At 42.3% G+C, this 17,781-nt stretch carries 18 protein-coding genes and 2 tRNA genes; 11 read left to right on the top strand and 9 right to left on the bottom strand.

Annotated features, from left to right (window positions below):
- Nucleotides 1-53: 53 nt before the first annotated feature.
- Nucleotides 54-1,319: a hypothetical protein gene (locus K1X66_07415; protein MBX7158196.1), complete on the top strand. Its 1,266-nt coding sequence runs from the start codon at nucleotides 54-56 to the stop codon at nucleotides 1,317-1,319.
- Nucleotides 1,320-1,443: 124 nt separating this feature from the next.
- On the opposite strand, the gene K1X66_07410 is transcribed toward K1X66_07415, so the two are convergent.
- From K1X66_07410 to K1X66_07385, 6 genes are all read right to left on the bottom strand, one after another.
- Nucleotides 1,444-1,515, bottom strand: a tRNA-His gene (locus K1X66_07410).
- Nucleotides 1,516-1,553: 38 nt separating this feature from the next.
- Nucleotides 1,554-2,837: a hypothetical protein gene (locus tag K1X66_07405; GenBank protein MBX7158195.1), complete on the bottom strand. Its 1,284-nt coding sequence runs from the start codon at nucleotides 2,835-2,837 to the stop codon at nucleotides 1,554-1,556.
- Complete coding sequence (locus K1X66_07400; protein ID MBX7158194.1) at nucleotides 2,821-3,129, bottom strand: zinc ribbon domain-containing protein; 309 nt, start codon at nucleotides 3,127-3,129, stop codon at nucleotides 2,821-2,823. Before K1X66_07400 ends, K1X66_07405 begins: the two co-directional genes overlap by 17 nt.
- Before the next feature lie 12 nt (nucleotides 3,130-3,141).
- Nucleotides 3,142-3,390 (bottom strand): hypothetical protein, encoded by a 249-nt coding sequence (locus K1X66_07395; GenBank protein MBX7158193.1) that lies wholly within the window; start codon nucleotides 3,388-3,390, stop codon nucleotides 3,142-3,144.
- A gap of 8 nt (nucleotides 3,391-3,398) precedes the next feature.
- Entirely contained in the window at nucleotides 3,399-4,019 is a 621-nt protein-coding gene (locus K1X66_07390; GenBank protein ID MBX7158192.1) for a hypothetical protein, read from the bottom strand.
- 26 nt (nucleotides 4,020-4,045) lie between these two features.
- Entirely contained in the window at nucleotides 4,046-4,879 is an 834-nt protein-coding gene (locus K1X66_07385; protein MBX7158191.1) for a LysM peptidoglycan-binding domain-containing protein, read from the bottom strand.
- Between the two features lie 70 nt (nucleotides 4,880-4,949).
- Between K1X66_07385 and K1X66_07380 the strand changes: the two genes are divergently transcribed.
- A tRNA-Ala gene (locus K1X66_07380) sits at nucleotides 4,950-5,022 on the top strand.
- Nucleotides 5,023-5,070: 48 nt separating this feature from the next.
- On the opposite strand, the gene modA is transcribed toward K1X66_07380, so the two are convergent.
- On the bottom strand, nucleotides 5,071-5,826 hold the full coding sequence (modA, locus tag K1X66_07375) for a molybdate ABC transporter substrate-binding protein (GenBank protein ID MBX7158190.1): 756 nt from the start codon (nucleotides 5,824-5,826) through the stop codon (nucleotides 5,071-5,073).
- A 50-nt stretch (nucleotides 5,827-5,876) separates the two neighbouring features.
- Here modA and K1X66_07370 point away from each other — a divergent pair, with 50 nt between their 5' ends.
- The 3 genes from K1X66_07370 to moaC all read left to right on the top strand — a co-directional run bounded on the left by K1X66_07370 (nucleotide 5,877) and on the right by moaC (nucleotide 8,266).
- Complete coding sequence (locus K1X66_07370) at nucleotides 5,877-7,061, top strand: molybdopterin molybdotransferase MoeA (GenBank protein MBX7158189.1); 1,185 nt, start codon at nucleotides 5,877-5,879, stop codon at nucleotides 7,059-7,061.
- A gap of 78 nt (nucleotides 7,062-7,139) precedes the next feature.
- Nucleotides 7,140-7,772, top strand: coding sequence for a phosphoribosyltransferase (locus K1X66_07365; GenBank protein ID MBX7158188.1), 633 nt, complete (start codon nucleotides 7,140-7,142; stop codon nucleotides 7,770-7,772).
- A 47-nt stretch (nucleotides 7,773-7,819) separates the two neighbouring features.
- The gene (moaC, locus tag K1X66_07360) at nucleotides 7,820-8,266 is read left to right on the top strand and encodes a cyclic pyranopterin monophosphate synthase MoaC (GenBank protein MBX7158187.1); all 447 of its coding nucleotides are present in this window, start codon (nucleotides 7,820-7,822) and stop codon (nucleotides 8,264-8,266) included.
- Here the strand turns inward: moaC and K1X66_07355 are convergent, their stop codons facing one another.
- On the bottom strand, nucleotides 8,267-9,487 hold the full coding sequence (locus tag K1X66_07355; GenBank protein ID MBX7158186.1) for a hypothetical protein: 1,221 nt from the start codon (nucleotides 9,485-9,487) through the stop codon (nucleotides 8,267-8,269).
- A 99-nt stretch (nucleotides 9,488-9,586) separates the two neighbouring features.
- Between K1X66_07355 and mog the strand changes: the two genes are divergently transcribed.
- On the top strand, nucleotides 9,587-10,075 hold the full coding sequence (gene mog, locus K1X66_07350) for a molybdopterin adenylyltransferase (protein MBX7158185.1): 489 nt from the start codon (nucleotides 9,587-9,589) through the stop codon (nucleotides 10,073-10,075).
- Nucleotides 10,076-10,077: 2 nt separating this feature from the next.
- Here mog and K1X66_07345 read toward each other — a convergent pair whose 3' ends face one another.
- Entirely contained in the window at nucleotides 10,078-11,169 is a 1,092-nt protein-coding gene (locus K1X66_07345; GenBank protein MBX7158184.1) for a hypothetical protein, read from the bottom strand.
- A gap of 109 nt (nucleotides 11,170-11,278) precedes the next feature.
- Between K1X66_07345 and K1X66_07340 the strand changes: the two genes are divergently transcribed.
- Genes K1X66_07340 through K1X66_07320 form a run of 5 tightly spaced genes read left to right on the top strand, consistent with a single transcriptional unit; the run spans nucleotide 11,279 to nucleotide 17,780 of the window.
- Nucleotides 11,279-12,913, top strand: a complete 1,635-nt coding sequence (locus K1X66_07340) for a hypothetical protein (GenBank protein MBX7158183.1) — start codon at nucleotides 11,279-11,281, stop codon at nucleotides 12,911-12,913.
- 39 nt (nucleotides 12,914-12,952) lie between these two features.
- A complete protein-coding gene (locus K1X66_07335; GenBank protein MBX7158182.1) occupies nucleotides 12,953-14,503 on the top strand; it encodes an NCS2 family permease in 1,551 nt (516 codons plus the stop codon).
- Nucleotides 14,472-15,203, top strand: coding sequence for a type 1 glutamine amidotransferase (locus tag K1X66_07330; protein MBX7158181.1), 732 nt, complete (start codon nucleotides 14,472-14,474; stop codon nucleotides 15,201-15,203). The genes K1X66_07335 and K1X66_07330 overlap by 32 nt, the downstream gene beginning before the upstream one ends.
- Nucleotides 15,204-15,218: 15 nt before the next feature.
- On the top strand, nucleotides 15,219-16,337 hold the full coding sequence (locus tag K1X66_07325; GenBank protein ID MBX7158180.1) for an iron-containing alcohol dehydrogenase: 1,119 nt from the start codon (nucleotides 15,219-15,221) through the stop codon (nucleotides 16,335-16,337).
- 6 nt (nucleotides 16,338-16,343) lie between these two features.
- On the top strand, nucleotides 16,344-17,780 hold the full coding sequence (locus K1X66_07320) for an aldehyde dehydrogenase family protein (protein MBX7158179.1): 1,437 nt from the start codon (nucleotides 16,344-16,346) through the stop codon (nucleotides 17,778-17,780).
- The last annotated feature ends 1 nt before the right edge of the window (nucleotide 17,781 follow it).

The raw sequence follows: 17,781 nt of genomic DNA, 5'->3' as shown, positions 1-17,781 counted from the left end.
AGCCAAGCTGTAGCTTGGCTTTTTTGTTAATTAATAAATTTAAATTCTATTCTATGAAAAAAATACTACTACTAATTGTCGTAAGCGTTTTATTTGTTAAATCAACCCAAGCTCAAATCTTCATCACACAACAACAGGACATTGCCATCCCAGATAACACTAATGCTGTACCCTATCCTTCAGTCATTACCGTTTCTAACTTACCAACAAAATTGATACAAATAGAAGTTTCTTTTACTCTAACTCACACCTTTCCCGATGATGTCGATATACTCTTAGTTGGACCTGAGGGACAATCAACCATTCTTATGTCCGATTGTGGAGGATCAGGCAACATAACTAATGCCCCTTTTATTATCACTGATTTTACAACTAACTCTATACCCGATAGTACTAGTATTGCTTTGGGAGGAAGATTTAAGCCCACAAACTTCCCAGGCAACGATGGCACTAATGACGTTTGGCCTTCACCTGCTCCTACAGCTCCTTATGGCACAAACTTAGCAGTCTTTACAAACACTAATCCCAATGGAGATTGGAAGCTTTTTGTGAAAGATGATCAAGGCGTAGATAGTGGCTTAATCTCTCAATGGACTTTAAACCTTTCGATCTATCCCGAAAATGACTATAATGGTGATAGTTTTTCCGACTATGTGTTAAAGAAAAAGAAAAATATTTACGTAGTTAATGAAACCAACATCGTTTCCATTAGTAAGTCAACCACTCCAAATGCAACAATCAAATCCAAAATTGTGGCTGGAGCCGATCTAGATGGTGATCACATCAGTGATCTCATCACTAAAAAAGGCAAAACCGTGCAGGGCTTAAAAGGTCCTGGTTTTACCACACCCATTCATAATCTCCAAGTCAAAGGCTTGAAACCTGTGGCTAGCGGTGATTTTAATGGCGATCTCGTCCCCGATCTTTATTTCCAAAAGAAAACTTCACTCTTTGTGGCCATTAACACCGGCTCCGGTTTTGAAGCGCCCAAAGTGGTGGCTGATAAAAAATTGCCAAAAAAATTCAAAATCTTTGGCGCTCTAAGCGGACGCTTACAACCCACCGTTTTGGCCCAAAAAGGCACTGAAATTGTCAGTCTTTCTGGACCTGATTTTAATACGCTCAACAAGATTATTACCTTAAACAGCAAAAAAGCAAAAGCCGGTGCAGTTGGCCAATTTGTCTTTGATGGAAGCGGAGCCACCATCTTGATTGGTGAAAAGAAAACTCTTTTCCTCCAATCTCCATTTGCTCCAGGAATCGTAGCTCCCTTTGTAACTAATGCGGTTAAAGGGGTAAAATTGATTGCGCCAAGATAAGTTTAAGTTAATTTTTTAAGTTAAAGGCTTATGGAGATTCCATAAGCCTTTTTTTATGAAAATAAGAATTGATGTTCATAAATTGGAAATTTCAAATTTAATTTAAGATTGGAAACGAAAGAAGGGCGACCGACGGGATTCGAACCCGCAACAGCCAGGACCACAACCTGGAGTTCTACCATTGAACTACGGCCGCCATTCGTGATTGAACTAACTATATCTTGTGCAAAAATTTCAACGCTGCCAATTCAAAATTGAAAAAGGATTAGCACGTTGCCTTAAATTTGCCATCGCCTCCTGCGTCTCCAAACTCGCCATCCAATCAAAATAATCGTCAAATTCAATTTCCGGTGCCAAGGGATATTGAGTGACTTCGAACCAATTTAAATAATCATTTACCTTTTGATGCTGCACCTGCAAATGCTGCGCCAAATTTTCTGCAAACTGAATTTGATCCAAAAAAGTTTTCTGTGATTTGATATCACCCAACAAAATAGAAAGCGCTTCGTAATAAGCCATAATTACAGGTTGATAAAAAGCATCGCCTCTTTCCATCAATCGCCACAAGGCCTGTTGCTCTTTTCTTAAAAAAAGAAAAAAATCAGCATTCCTTGGGGTCTCATGCCAATGCGCTAAGGAATAACTTTTTTTATCTTTTTCAAATTCGATCTGCAAAATGGTTTCGAGCTGTTGCTGCGTTGTTTCAAGATTCAAAAAAACTTCATGTGGCTGTCTTACGCTACGACGTAAAGCTGTTGACCACCATTTTCCACCCACCACCAGATTAGTCCAATACGTTGTTCTTTCTGCCTCCGTGCGACTCGCTTGACGCAACCATTGTCCCAAAGTGTTGCGATCCACCCTATGAAACGTTAATTGACGAACCAGCCAAAAATCAAATGCCTTCTGATACCACCGCTCCAAACGATCTTCACTCGGTTGGGTCCAAGACTGCACAGTCAACAAAGTAGGCGCCGCTTGGTGATCGGTCACACCTTTCACCACACGTAAATAGTCTTCATGATAAACTCGATTTAGGTTCTGCCCAATTCCGTCAACCAACCAAAAATCTAAAACCGGTAAGGTTTCATAATTCTGAATCCCTTTCAAATCGCGCACACTTAATTCGTAACAGAGCAACTCACTCAAAGCGCTAAAAAATTCTCCTCCACTTAGAGCTTCAGGCGAAGCCAAAAGATTAAAAATCAACCCTTGATGAGAAATTTTAATCTGACGTTCAAACCCCTTAACTCCTGCAAAAACAGATATGTGAATCGGATATTTCCAATCCTGCTTATCTCCCACTAACATCTCAAAATCTTTACCTGCCTGCTCTACCGTTAACAAAAGTTGATGAGTTAAACTGAGATTAGTTGTCGTGATTTCAAAACGCTGGTCAAAAGTGGTAAGGGTATATTTTTTCTCCGTTTGAGCATGAACAACCATTGCTAACCCTAAAAATAAAATAATTATTTTTAACGATCTCTCCCAAAGCAGAAAATCAATCTTTTTTCGCACTGTCTTTTTTCTTAGTTTCCGAGCTCTTTTTTTCAGAGTTTGGCTTAGCTGCTTCACTTTCCTTTTTCGCTGCTGATTTATAATTTTCACTGCGATAATCGGTAATATAAAAACCGCTCCCCTTAAAAATGAATCCGGCTCCTCCAGACAAAAGACGCTTTACCTTTCCTTTTCCCCATTTTTTTTGACGACATTCGGTTTGAGGACAATGCGTCAAAGGTTTATCTTTCATTGATTGAAAATAATCAAAATTTTTTTTGCATTTTTCACAAAAATATTGGTAAGTAGGCATAACTTTTTCTTTCTAACGCGATCGGAGATACAAAATATAAAGTGCCAAAGCCAATAAAATAAGAAAATAGCGTAAAAATTTTATTTTTGCCCTTTTATTTTCAACTCTCAAAGTCTTAGGTCCCGTAGGCACTATTTTAACAGGTTGCGGTTGCTTGGCCTCTTCAATTAATTTCTCAAGAGATTTTTTTAAAGAAGCATTGTCAGCAGCAACTTTTTTCAATTCCTTTTGTTTTTTACGAACGGGATCGCGAACAAACATTGCTTAAATTATTTTTTAATTAAAAAAAAGATCAACCAAACAATTCCTAAAAGCAACAAAGGCAAGGACAAGGCAAACCCGCGACGAAACCATAATCCAAAATCGTTCGGAGTCTCCGCCCATTCTGCGCTGCCTCCGGCTTCTCCCGCTGCTTCATTTTCCGAAGAAATCGATTCTAACTCTTCGCCTCGCAAGACCTTCAACTTCACTTTATGCTGATTATAAACAGCGCGCGCATGGTCGATACGACTCAACGCATTCATTAATTCATCAGCTAAATGATTCGTGTCCCATTCTTCAGGTGTAATCTGATCCACGGAAGCCAAAGTATCCAAAAAAGAAAGTTTAGTTTGACTGATTTGCTCTACTTCACGTTTCACGGCCTCTTCTTCACGTTCCAAAACTACTAATGCACGGCGCAATTTTTCCACCATTTCCTTTCTACCGGAACGCACTTCCTGTTGTCGTTCAGCTAACTCTTCGAGTTCTCGTTTTTGAGCTTCAATGAGTTCCTGCTGCCGCTGCAAATCCATTAATTGCTGCTGAGCTCGCTGAACCTGTTCGGTTAACTCTTCCTGAGTCGAATGACGCCCCATTGGGGGCAACAAATCATCTTGATCTTTTTTCATAAAATTTTCTATTTTTCTCTTACGCGCTATTGAGGAATAATCAATACTTGCCCACTTTTAATTTTTGCTGCATCGCTTAATCCGTTCGCCTCCATAATTTTCTGAGTCCCCTCTTTTACCTGTTCAGGATAATAACGCACGGCAATTCGCCACAACGTTTCACCAGCTAAAACGGTATGTTTCTTTGAAGCAATCGGAACAGCGATAGAAACTTCGGATTTTTCAGTTTTTGCTATCGTGGGGGATGCCGTTGCCGAATTTGTCACTAATCGCAATACCACCGTGTTGGTTGCTGGAGTTGTTGGCACAGGCATTGAGACAGCAGTTTTTTCTGTAGCAACCGAAGCATCGACTGATGAAATCGGCAATTTTTTAGTTTCTACCACTTGATATCTCAACGCATTCAACTCTTGTTGCAATTTTTCCGTAGATTGTTTCAAAAGCAGGTTTTCTTTTTGTAGTTGAACAAATTGTTCGGTGCTTTCCATGGGCGAATTAGGTTGCGAAGAAGCAATGGCCAACTCGGCACGCGCAATCCATTCCTCGATTATTTTAGCGCGTTCCGCATTGGGCTTCAGCTTGAGATATCGTCGAAAATGATAAATCGCAGAAACCGGATCTCCTATTTTATCATTATAAATTAAACCTAGCTCCAAATGCGCTTTAGCCATCAACGGATTATCACGCAACACCTCTTCATATAACGAAATCGCCCCTCGATAATCGCGAAGCTCATACTTTTCTTTAGCCCGCTTAAACGTGCTCGATTCGTAGTCATTATTTTGCGATTCCTTTCTCGCCTCAGGAGAACAGCCAACTAGCAGCAGCCCCAGTGAAATGAAAATTAACAACCTACGCATGAAGCCTATTATTAAGCGTTGACTCGGAAGGAAGCAAGCGGTTAGATAAAAATATACTTCTCTCAAACAAGGGGTCATAGCTCAGTTGGTAGAGCGTCTCAATGGCATTGAGAAGGTCTGGGGTTCGAATCCCCATGGCTCCATGCTTTAACTTGAAGAAAAATCCTTCGCAGCAACACAAATATTGCATTTCAAAATTGAAATCCCCATTTCTGCCAAATTTTTCGTTGTGCTTCCGACGAAATAAAATTTAAAAATTTTCCACTTTCCTCAATATGAGAAGAAGCGCTTAACGTCGCACCATAATAAATAACAGGAAAACTGCGCATCGGATCCAACTCAAACATATGAAAGGTTTCGCTAGGTCGCAGGTGAAACGTGTCACTGCTATACAAAACTCCAGCATCCGCTTTCGCTCGCTTAATCCAATCCAAAACTTTTTCCGAAGAATTTTCATAAATAATTTGTCCTGACCAATTCTCCAAAAACCCTTCCGCACCCAACAAATTTTGAGCCACTACCCCTGACATCGTCGTCTCGGGATTTGCAATCACCATCCGTTTCCACTGCGTTTCCGCTAACTCCATCCAATCTTGATTCCCTTTCACCGGCCAAGCGGAAACCAAAACCACTCGCGTTTCGGCTAAGCGCGTTTGGGAAGCGTCACGAATCTTGCCCAACTTAGCAAGCGCAGCAATCTCGCCTTGAGAAGTTGCAATAAAAATATCGAGAACCTCTTTCCCTTCTGCAATTTTTTCTCGCAAAACACCGCTTGGAGCCAAATTAAGGCGCACTTGAATATTAGAAGCGCTACCCGCGAAAATTTCCGATAAATCACTTAAAACCCCTCTCAAACTCACATCCGCTCCCACCTCTAAAAAAGAGGGTTCTGCAGCAAACGCCGACAAATAACTTGCAAAAAATAAAATGATACTAACCCGTCTCATAATTAATAATCCTGATTGCACCCACGCCAAAACACGAGCACTATTTTTCCATGCTAACCGTCCAAGAAGCTCAATCTCATATTCTACAATCCCTTGTTCCATTAGCTAACGAAACTATCGCTCTAACCGAAGCCGAAAATCGTGTGTTAGCGATGTCCATTTCTGCTGACGAAGATTTCCCACCTTTTGCGCGTTCTGCCGTCGACGGTTACGCTGTCATCGCAGAAGAAGTACCGGGCGCCTTTACTATTTCAGAAATCATTCATGCCGGTCAATCTCCCAAACATCCGCTCATTTCAGGCAATTGCGCTAGAATTTTTACCGGTGCGCCACTTCCCCAAGGCGCCAATGGCGTAGTGATGCAAGAAGAAGTGCAAACAGAAGCCGATCGCGTCAAAATCTCCCAAGCTTACCCCAAAATGAATATTCGCCAAAAAGGTGAAGATTATAAAAAAGGAGATTGCTTACTAAAAAAGGGAACTCCTCTGCACGCCGCTCAACTTGCCATTGCGGCTTCCATAGGCCAAACTCACCTATCCGTTTTTCGTCAACCTCGTATTGCCATCTTAAGCACGGGTGACGAATTGGTTTCGCCTGATGCCACCCCTGCTCCTTACCAAATTCGCGATACCAACACACTTTTATTAAAAAATTTAATCCCCAAAAGCGGTGGCAAATTATTATCGTCCCATCTTTTGCCCGATGATTACTCTCAACTTCAAACTCACTTGCAAAAAGCTTTAACCGAAAAAGTCGATCTTATCCTTTTTTCCGGGGGCGCTTCCGTCGGCGAAAAAGATTTTACAAAAAAATTACTGCAAGAAAACGGTTTCCAAGTGCACTTTGATCAAATTAATATTCGCCCAGGTAAACCTCTTATCTTTGCCACGCGCAACAACATCGCGGCTTTTGGCATCCCTGGAAATCCTGTTTCGCTTTTGGTCTGCTTTTATTTGTTCATTCAAATCGCCATTCAAAAAATGCAAGGCGTTGAAGCCAAAATCCACTTTTTACACTCGCCTTTGGGAAAAGATTTTGATTATTCGCCCAATCTGCGCGAAACGTATTGGCCAGCGCGATGCGAAACGAAAAAACAGGAAACCGAACTCTTCCCTCTTGCTTGGAAAGGCTCCGGTCATATCGCCAGCTTCGCCTATGCCGACGCTCTTATACAAATTCCCTCCGGCAGCGGGCCATTTACAAAAGGCAAACCTCTTTTCTGGTTGCCCTTATAATATCAATCATTTGCTGCTCTCCCTCTCAAGGTTTATAATATAAGAGAGAGCAGAAAAAAAGTTATGATTCATACTAAAATTCGTTTTGTGAATCGCAGCCAAGCCGGTCAAGCGCTCGCCTTGCGCCTGTTGAAATATCAAGACAAAACTAACACCCTGATTTTAGGGCTTCCACGCGGAGGAGTGCCCGTGGGCTTTCAAATGGCTAACCTTTTGCACCTTCCTTTAGATATCCTGATTGTTCGAAAATTGGGCGTGCCTGGATTTGAAGAATTAGCCTTTGGCGCAATTGCTTCGGGTGATGTTCTCATGCTCAACCAGGAAATCGTGCAAAGCTTGAACATTTCTGAAATGACCATTCAACACATTGTCGCAAAAGAACGTCAGGAACTGGAACGCCGCGAAACTCTTTATCGCGGCGATAAACCTTTTCCCTCATTAACCGACCAAACCATTATCCTTGTCGACGATGGTCTTGCCACAGGCGCTAGCATGCGCGCCGCGATCCGTGCCGTGCGCCAAAAAAAGCCCTCAACCATTATCGTTGCCGTTCCCGTAGGCGCGCTTTCTACTTGCAACGAACTTCAACAAGAAGCCGATGAAGTGATTTGCGCTTTGACCCCATTGCATTTTGAAAGTGTCGGAAGCTGGTATGAAGATTTCAGTCAAACCACCGATGAAGAAGTTCGCGCACTACTCAAAACATCTTAAAAAATTTCGTTCCATTATGTTTTTTCTAACATAATGATTAACGAATCATGAAAAAATTGTCCCATCTCACGCCCCAAGGAAAAATAAAAATGGTTGATGTGGGGTCCAAACCCATACAAAAACGTATCGCCACTGCCACTGCCGAACTTCATCTTCAACCTGCCACCGTTCGTTTGCTCAAGAAAAAAGCATTACCCAAAGGCGATGCTTTAACCTGCGCGCAGGTGGCCGGCATTCAAGCCGCAAAAAAAACCAGCGAACTCATCCCCCTTTGTCATTTACTTGCACTCAACTCAATTCAAATCGAATTTAAATTACAAAAAGATCGGCTCAAAATTTTTGCTATCGTTTCCTGCCAAGAAAAAACCGGTGCAGAAATGGAGGCTTTAACCGCCGTCGCGATAACTGCTTTAACCCTTTACGACATGACCAAAGCAGTTGATAAAACCATGAAAGTCACAAATCTTCGTTTGCTAGCAAAAGAAAAATTCTAATTAAAGACCCGGCGAAATATTAGATAGTGACTGGGTCGGAGGAGTAGGTTGACCTGTTTTTGCAACCAATTCCCATGCTGTAACAGCCCGAGCTCGCTCAGTGGCAGCTCTTACTACCTCTACCGATTGATCGCCAGCACCCACAATCGTATTATAAGCCTCCACTGTATAATCGTAAGCGCCAACAATAGCCTCTCCCACCTTAGTATCCGCTTCACGTTTCATATCCATGCATCCCGGCATGGTAGCACAAGGCACTTCAAGCAATGTCGATGGATCTCCGAATGCTTGATTCATCGCACCACCAAACTCAGCTGGAGTGGGCAACTCTCCTTGTTGAAGTTTTTCCATAAAATCGCCAGGCCCTGTATTCATAAGCTGTCCTAACGCCACTAAAGCTCCAGTCGATTGAACCGCTAGATTTGCTTGACCTTCCGCAGCAATACTTACTTTTTCCCAAGCAGCTTTCATACTAGTGCCCGTTTCACGAGCATTCATTACAGTCTCAAACAAATATTTATAATTTTCAGGAAGCTCATGCAATTTCGTGAGATCAGTGATACTTGTTCCTAACTTTGCAACAGCTCTTTCTACTTCATACAATGCTATCACATATTTTTGCGCTTCTCGAAGTGCTGCTTGAGCCATAGTATTTGCATCTTTTGCTGCCTTTGAAGCCCCAGATTGAGCGGCAATTTTCGCCGCTTTTTCCGCAGCTTTTTTAGCCGTATCCAAAACAATTTTACTTTGATTATAAGCTTTTGATGTCAATTCGCCCAATTGGTGATAAGCTTGTTCCAAACATTTTAAGGCTTCTATTTTATTAGCACCTTTTTGAACTTCACTCAATAAACGAGCAAAATCAACTAAAAGAAACTCGTTTGCCTGTCTAATAGCTGTGGTAGTATCAATTATACAAATTACACCTCTCTCTGCATGATGCGCAAACCACAAGGCGTCTGGAACAGCCTTTTCTGCAGCTACGGCTAATCTTTCTAGATTACCAACTTCAGAGGCCACTTCTGTAACTTGAGGCTCAGAAACTAAACTAGCTCGCGTCCATGCGTCTTCAGCCATTTGACGAAGTCGAATAGCTTCGCCAATTTGTTTTTTCCCTGCTTCTCTCAATGCTACCACTTCTGCTTGAGTTAGCACGACTGAACCTTTACTACTTCTTCCCCTAATACGAGCTAAAATTTGTGTTAGTCGACCTTTTGCCATAATAAAATTTATTACTATTATTTTTAAACTCCAATCCAAACAATAAAATGCCATAAAAGCAATTTGTCAAATTTCCAATAGCCAGTATAAAAAGTAAAAATGAAAATAGCCCGCCTTACCCTTAGCGACCGAGCCACCCAAGGCATTTATCAAGATGAAAGCGGCCCAGAAATAGAACGTGTCATAAGCTCAATTTTTCAAGAATCCATCGAATGGCAACGCTGTCTTTTACCAGATGACTTATCACTCATTGCTAAAAAACTTTTCCACTTTGCTGATAAAGAAAAATGTCATCTCATCCTTACCACGGGCGGCACAGGTCCTTCTGCCCGGGATGTCACTCCCGAGGCAACGCGACAAGTTTTAGAAAAAGAATTGCCCGGTTTTGGAGAGGCGATGCGCGCTTATTCTTTTAGCAAAGTCAAAACCGCTATCTTATCACGAGCAATCGCTGGAGTTCGTGGCCCAAGCTTAATAATCAACCTACCCGGCAACCCCAAAGCCATTCAAGAATGCCTCGAAATTTTAGGACCAGCTATCGCAGAATGTTTGGATCACATCAGCGGATTTCGCCCGAAATTAGCTTAAATTTAAGCCGCAATTTTTTTGCCTGATTTTTTAGTTTTATCTTTAGCTGTTGGAAGAGCCAGAATATCCGTCATCGGCTTTCGACCCTCCACTTTTTCAATATAACGGAAAAATTCATCAGCCGTTTCAAAGAGATGACCTTTTTCGATATAACTATCCGCTGTAAAAGGACTAAATCCTTTCGGGAAAATCATATAACGCCGCTTCATATAATCGCGCGCATGGCCCAACTCATCCATCATTCCCGCAGAAAGTGGTGGGCGCTCCGGATAAGGATGAATCGCCACTACAGAATGCACTTTACCCACATACCAATGCAAATCACGATGTACGGTATAAGCATAAATCGCAGCCTTATCCACTTCAGAATCAAATCCCTCTACTGGAATTTCGACGGTTTGTGGATCTACCACCGCCGCATATTTTCTTAAACGTTCAATGACTTTATTGACTTCCAATCGCATGTCAGCCGTAGCATAGGTCATGGAATAACTGGCGTAAATTACCCAGGGATTTGGATTCGTGACCAACTTATACAAACAATCTGGCGGTTCACCCACTGCAATCACGTAATGCGGAATATTCATCGCCTTGGCCCAGTCTTCCGAAAGACTGACTTCTTCGTGCATCCAAGATAAAATTTCGTAAATCGTATGATTTCTTTCTTTCAAAGCGCGAAAGAAAGTGTCTTGAACAGGCGGATTCTGCAATCGCTTTTGAATCATCCACTCTGCATCAATCAAGGTCACAATAAGATCCGGTTTAATAAAATCGCGAATAATGCGTTGATCCTTAAACTTGCGATTGATACGATTCCATTCCACCGTCGCTGGTAATCGAACGATCACATCCTTTAAATTATTCTTCTGAATCTCGTAACCAATCTTACTGTATTCACGCTCGCGAGTGAGTTCAAAAACGTAATCGGTTGTTTGCAATAAAAGTTCCAAAGGTTTTTTCCCCTCTTTGGTAAAATCTTTTACCGCATCAAAAATGCGAATATTTTTCCCATTTAATTTTCCTAATTCTACAACTTTTTCAAGAAGCGGCCACTCTTCCATCCCGCCGATCATACCTGTGACTAAAGCAATCATGCCATCCTCCTAGCAAATACCTGTGAAAATCGCAACACTCCTTTTAGTTTAAGAAAAAAATTGATTCTTCATGACTTTTAGCTTCACTTAATCTTAAGCATTTAATCTTATGGCTCAAGCTACGCCCTCACGTTTAGATCAAGCTTTTACTAAGTATGAACATTCTAGAATCCAACCTCCAAGAATTCAGCTTATCAATCATGTCTTAACTCCTGTCGACTCCATCAATATCACGCGTTTAAGCCATGGCGAGGATTTAGTTCCCGAACATCAAGAAGGTTTTATCATTAACAATAACCGATATGTTGCAGATTATAACCAGCAAAAAAAACTTTCTCCAAACGAGATTCAAGACAAATTAAAAATCGTTGGATCTCTGAAAAAACTAACTCTTGGAGACACTGTCGTCTATCAAGATAACAATAATAATTATTATACCTCACAAGGGTATCCTTTAGTTGACGTAAGAACCATCACCTTACAAAATGATCAATACTATATCCCTGACCCAACTAAAAAATCAGAGGATTTTTCCCAAAAAAATGCATCCATCGATGATAAAGGCGATATCATTACCAACGATTTTTTAATCTATAAAAAAAATGGCGATCTATACCATCCAGCCAACGATAAGAACATTGCCTACACAAAATCAGGGCAACCTGTTATTCCCTTGATCAATGAATATGCCGTCGAAGTTGTGAATTATTGGCGCTCCCCCGATCAAAGTAACCATAACGTAACAGTCCATTCCTCTATTAAGCCTGAAAAATCCAATCGCGCTTTTTATGTGCGAATTTCCGATCCTGCTTTAAAAGGTCAGGACGAAATCCGAGTTACTCTCAATATCAGCGACCCCGATGACCCTCAACACCCAATTAAATCAGTGGAAATCCTTTTAAAAGAAGAAAAAAATCCTAGCAATCCCGGTGTCTTCCGTTCAGCCGCTTTAATACTGGTTCCCTCAGAAACCATAGACAAAAAACCATTGCCCTGGAAAAATAACAGCGCGCAAGATCAAACTTTTTATGCCAAACTTGGCAGCGAAATCTCAGTTTCTTATGATAATATTCGAGGCGAAAAAGTTGAAGTCTCCTTGGGTAGTGTTCCTATAAAGCAAGTGTTGGAAACCCAACTTGTCGTTTTTGGAAAAGAAAATTTTCAAACTGCCATCGACAATTACGAACGACAGATCGCGGCCTTACAAGATGTTTTAGCCCCCGCTGGCATCCAAATCAAAATAAATCCCCCTATTCTTCATGAGGAAGAACCCGCAAATCTTCCCGCCGCTATGCTCCAAGCTGCAAGCGATTACCCTTCCAATCAGGGCATTAGATTCGTAGCGACATCACCTGAAAAACAATCCTTTACGGGAGCCTTGGAAGGCGTTCAAGACGCCCCCTGGTTTAAAGAAATGGGTAAATCAATTTTGATCGATAGTAAAAATCCGGCACCCGATCAGGCAATCCTCTACAGCAATGCGCAAAAAGTGACAAAAATTCTTATCGCTTCTGCACCAGGAAATCCAGAGCAAAACTTGCGTCGTGCCAATGAAAGAAACGACAACTTCATTACCGAAAATCGCTTAAGAAACAACATTTTGTCATCAAAAAATGATCCTAACTCGGACGACATTTATGCAACAGCCTATACTGAAGCTCAACTTGAAATCATGAGCCAATCTACCATTCTTCAAAATCCTCCACCTCAAACATTTTCTCCAATAACTGCCGTTAAACCTTAAAATTAAACTAAAGCTATTGACTAAAATCATCAGCCTAACATGAAAAACTTCGTCCGTGGCGACATTGACGGATTTTTTGGCCTCTTCATCGATAATCTGGTTCAATTGATGGTGATCGCAACACTTTGTCCGGTGCTCTGCGGATTACCCATCGACTTTGTTACCACACATATTTTACCTGGAGCAGCTCTCTCAATTCTGGCGGGCAATCTTTTTTATGGTTGGCAAGCACGACGTTTAGCTAGGAAAACTAATCGTAACGATATTACCGCCCTTCCGTATGGTATTAACACTCCCACTGTTTTCGCTTACATTTTTTTAATCATGGCGCCGATTTATCGAGCCACCAACAATGCCGACTTAGCTTGGCGCGCGGGTCTCTTTGCCTGCTTACTGAGCGGCATCATGGAAATTCTTGGCGCGTTTTGTGCCGATTGGTTGCGACGTCACACACCACGCGCTGCGTTGCTCTCCGCGCTAGCAGGCGTTGCTATCACTTTCATCGCAATGGGCTTTATCTTTCAAATTTTTGCCTCACCCGCTCTCGCCATTTTACCGATGCTGTTTATTTTAGTCAGTTACACTTCAAAATTGAACCTACCACTTCCCGCAGGTTTAACCGCTGTACTCATTGGCACGATTATCGCATGGTTATTGCGAGCTTTTCATTTGCCTTATTTCACTCCCACTACTCAAAGTTATGTGTTCAATTTTTATTTTCCGCACATTACGCTTAACGATACTTTTTCTTTAATAAAAAGTCCCATGGCTTGGCAATATTTCTCGATTATTTTACCCATGGGACTTTTTAATATCATTGGCTCTTTGCAAAATTTGGAAAGTGCTGAAGCCGCTGGGGACTCTTATCCCACCCGCTCTTCAATGTTTATAAACGGCTTTGGTTCCTGCGTGGCAGCTTGTTTAGGAAGCCCTTTCCCCACCACTATTTATATTGGTCATCCCGGTTGGAAAGCAATGGGGGCTCGCAGCTCTTACTCGATTTTAAATGGCGTTGTCATTACGCTTTTCTGCTCACTTGGCATGATTACGCTTTTACTCAACTGGATTCCTCTCGAAGCGACATTGGGGATTTTACTCTGGATTGGCATCATCATCACCGCACAAGCATTTCAAGCTGTCCCCAAATCACACGCTTTAGCTGTGGCATTAGGACTCATTCCAACCTTTGCCGCCTGGGCGCTACAACTCATTGAAACAACTTTGCAGGCAGCGGGAACTACACTTTATGAAACCATTGCTCAATTTGGTTCGGCACTAGCTATTCATGGCGTAATCGCACTCAATCAAGGTTTCCTTCTCACCAGCACTTTGTTAGCTGCTTTTCTCGTTTTCATTATTGAAAAACAATGGCAAAAAGCAGCGTTCACCCTTTTCATCGCTTCATTACTTGCTTGGCTCGGCTTGATCCACGCTTACCAACTCACTGCCAACGGCATTCAAAACTCGCTCACCCTCGGCGCAGCGCCCGAATTTGCTTACACCTATTTAGCAAGCGGTATGGCTATTTTAATTTTAAGCCGTATAGTAAAAATAAGACATGAGTCGCCTCAAAAAAATTCTTCTCGTTAACAACGTGATATGGAATGAGACTTATCCTGCTCAACACCCACTCAAAAATGTAACAGCTTGGTATAAAAAAATGTTAAGCCCCTTAAAAAAATTTCATCTTCAGACCCTTTCACCAGAAGATCAAGAAATTGCACGTCATTTCGAATGCGCTGATGCCATTATTCTTACCGGATCACCGCGCAACGCTTGGAATAATGATTATCCCACGCTTCGCCTCTTGCAATTACTCGAACGCTATACCCAAAAAGAAAAAGCCATCCTCGGAATTTGCTACGGGCACCAACTCCTAGCCCGCGCTTGTGGTGGTCTCGTTCACTACAATCCACAAGGTTGGGAAATCGGATTTCTTCCCGTTACTCTGACTCCACAGGGCAAAGCCTCTCCCTTATTTCAATCTATGCCCGAAACTTTTCTGGCAATAGAAAGTCATCACGACATTGTTGCCGATCTTCCTCCTGAAGCTATCTGGCTAGCAAAAAGTGAACAAACGCGGCACCAAGCTTTTCAAATTGGCAAAGCCGCTTTTGGCGTTCAATTTCATCCTGAAATGAATCGCACGATTCTCAATTTTATTTGGAAAGCACGCTTCGACCACTGGCAAGCCAAAATTCCATTCAACATTCGCGATCGCATCCAAAAAACACCAAAAACTTTACCTCATCCTGAAATGATTTCTAATTTCATCCATTATTTCACTTAAAACAATTAATTCTTTATGATCTCTACTTTTTCCTTTCCCACTTCCATTCTTTACGGACCCGGGGCTCGCCATGAATTATCGAAAAAATTGCAAGCTCTTCAATTAAAACGCCCTCTCATTGTAACCGATCCTGGCCTCTTAAAAACGCCCGCATTTCAACGTTTACGCGATGCACTATCCGCTAATTTTCCCATCTTTTCCGAAGTGCATCCTAATCCCATGGAAAATGACGTGGAACAAGCCTTTCAAGCTTATCAAAATAATCAATGCGATTCAGTCATCGCTTTTGGTGGAGGCAGCGCACTCGATGTTGGAAAAGTCATTCGACTTCGTATTAAACAACCTCAACAAAAACTATCACAATTTTCCTACGAAACCGACTACTCCTCACTCGCACCCTTCATCGCAATTCCTACAACAGCCGGCACAGGAAGCGAAGTGGGGCGCAGCTCCGTCATTATTCTCGATCAACATAAACGTGTCTTTTTTCATCCCTCACTTCTAGCCAGCCTTGTCATTCTCGACCCTGAATTCACTTTGGAACTTCCTCCGCAACTTACAGCTGCCACGGGCGCCGATGCGCTCACCCATTGTATCGAATCTTTCACCTCACCTGTTTTTCATCCTCTCTGCGACGCCCTTGCTTTGGAAGGCATCCATCTCATCTGTGCTCAAAAAGCACTTTTACGAGCCTACCAAAATGGAAACGATTTGGAAGCGCGCGGTCTCATGCAACTCGCTGCCACGATGGGTGCTATCGCTTTTCAAAAGGATCTCGGCGCAACGCACTCACTTGCTCATCCTCTTTCCTCGCTCTGCGGTTTACATCACGGAACTGCTAACGCTCTTTGCTTACCCTGGGTCATGGAATGGAATGCTCAACGTAAACCTAATCTCTACCATCGCGTGGGCATCGCTATGGGCCTTATTGAACCCAACGATGCTGAAACCATTATCGCCATTCGCCTATTGCTCGAACAACTCAACCTTTCAGGAAAACTTCGCGATTACCAAGTCAAAAAATCTGATATCGACACGCTCGCTCAACATGCTTATGATGACAGTTGTCACCAAACTAATCCCGTCCCTGTCACCCAAACCGATCTTAAAGAACTTTATCTCCAAGCATTTTGATAAAAAATGAAAAAGTTTACCACCCAACTTGTCATCAATGGAAAACTATGCCATGCGTCAGATCGGAACACACTTACCCTGATTAATCCCGCAACCGAAAAAAAACTTTGTGAAGTAGCCTCTGCCTCTCTTAAAGATTTGGAAACGAGCGTTACAGGCGCTCAAAAAGCCTTTGAAAAAAGCTGGCGCGACATGACACCCGGTAAAAGAACTGAAATTCTTTTTCGATTTACTCAGCTCATTGTTCAACATCAAGAGGAGTTAGCTCAATTAGAAATGCTTAACATCGGAATGCCTATTTCCAATGCCAGAGGCGAGCTTCAATTAACCTTTCGTATCGCTGCCTATTACACCGATGCCATTTCAAAATTTTGCGGTCAAACCATCCCCGTAGCTCGTGGCGGATTCGATTACACGCTTCGTTCCCCTCTAGGTGTTGTCGCTGCCATTGTGCCGTGGAATTTTCCCTTATCAATTGCTGCCTGGAAAATTTTTCCCGCACTTGCTGCAGGCAACTGTGTTGTGCTCAAACCTGCTAGCCTCTCTCCACTCACCGCTATCAAACTCGGAATTTTAGCATTGGAAGCCGGCTTGCCAGATGGGGTTTTACAAGTTTTGCCAGGGAGCGGTCAGCGACTAGGCGATGCTTTAGTTCAACATCCTCTCATTCGCAAAATTTCTTTTACTGGTTCTACAGAAATTGGCACTCATATTATGAAAATGGCAGCTGATGATATGAAACGCGTTTCTTTAGAGCTCGGCGGCAAATCTCCTAACATCGTTTTTAATGATGCCGACTTAGAAAAAGTAGCAGCCCTTTGTTCTATTAGCGTCTTTGACAACACTGGCCAGGATTGTTGTGCGCGAAGTCGAGTTTTTGTTGAACAAAATATCTTTGACGAATTTGTTAAAAAATTTATCCAAGCTAGCAATCGCTTAATAATCGGCGACCCTAGCCACCCTAAAACTCAAATCGGCCCTCTCATTTCCAAACAACATCGCGATCATGTTCAAACTTACTTGGATTCTGTTCCAGATCACTGCCAAAAAATTGTTTGCGGCAAAACGCCTCTTCCTAAAAAAGGTTTCTATATGCGACCCGTCGTCATATTGGGTTGCAACACACGTGAAAAAGTATGGCGAGAAGAAATTTTTGGACCGGTTGTTTGCATTCGACCTTTTCGTGATGAAAATAGCATGTTGCGCGAAGTCAATGAATCGCACTACGGGTTAAGTGGTTCAATTTGGACAAACGATTTAAAACGTGCCTTGCGCGTTGCAAAACGTGTTGAAAGCGGAGTTCTGAGCATCAACTCCATTAATAGCGTGCATGTTGCTGCACCCTTTGGCGGCTTCAAACGCAGCGGAATCGGACGTGATCTGGGCATGACTGCAATGGAAGGTTATACCGAACTAAAAAATATTTATATCACAGAAGATTAAA

It is taken from the genome of Verrucomicrobiia bacterium (assembly GCA_019694135.1).
Lineage (GTDB): Bacteria > Verrucomicrobiota > Verrucomicrobiia > JADLBR01 > JAIBCM01 > JAIBCM01.
This window is presented reverse-complemented; position numbering and strand designations above follow the sequence as displayed.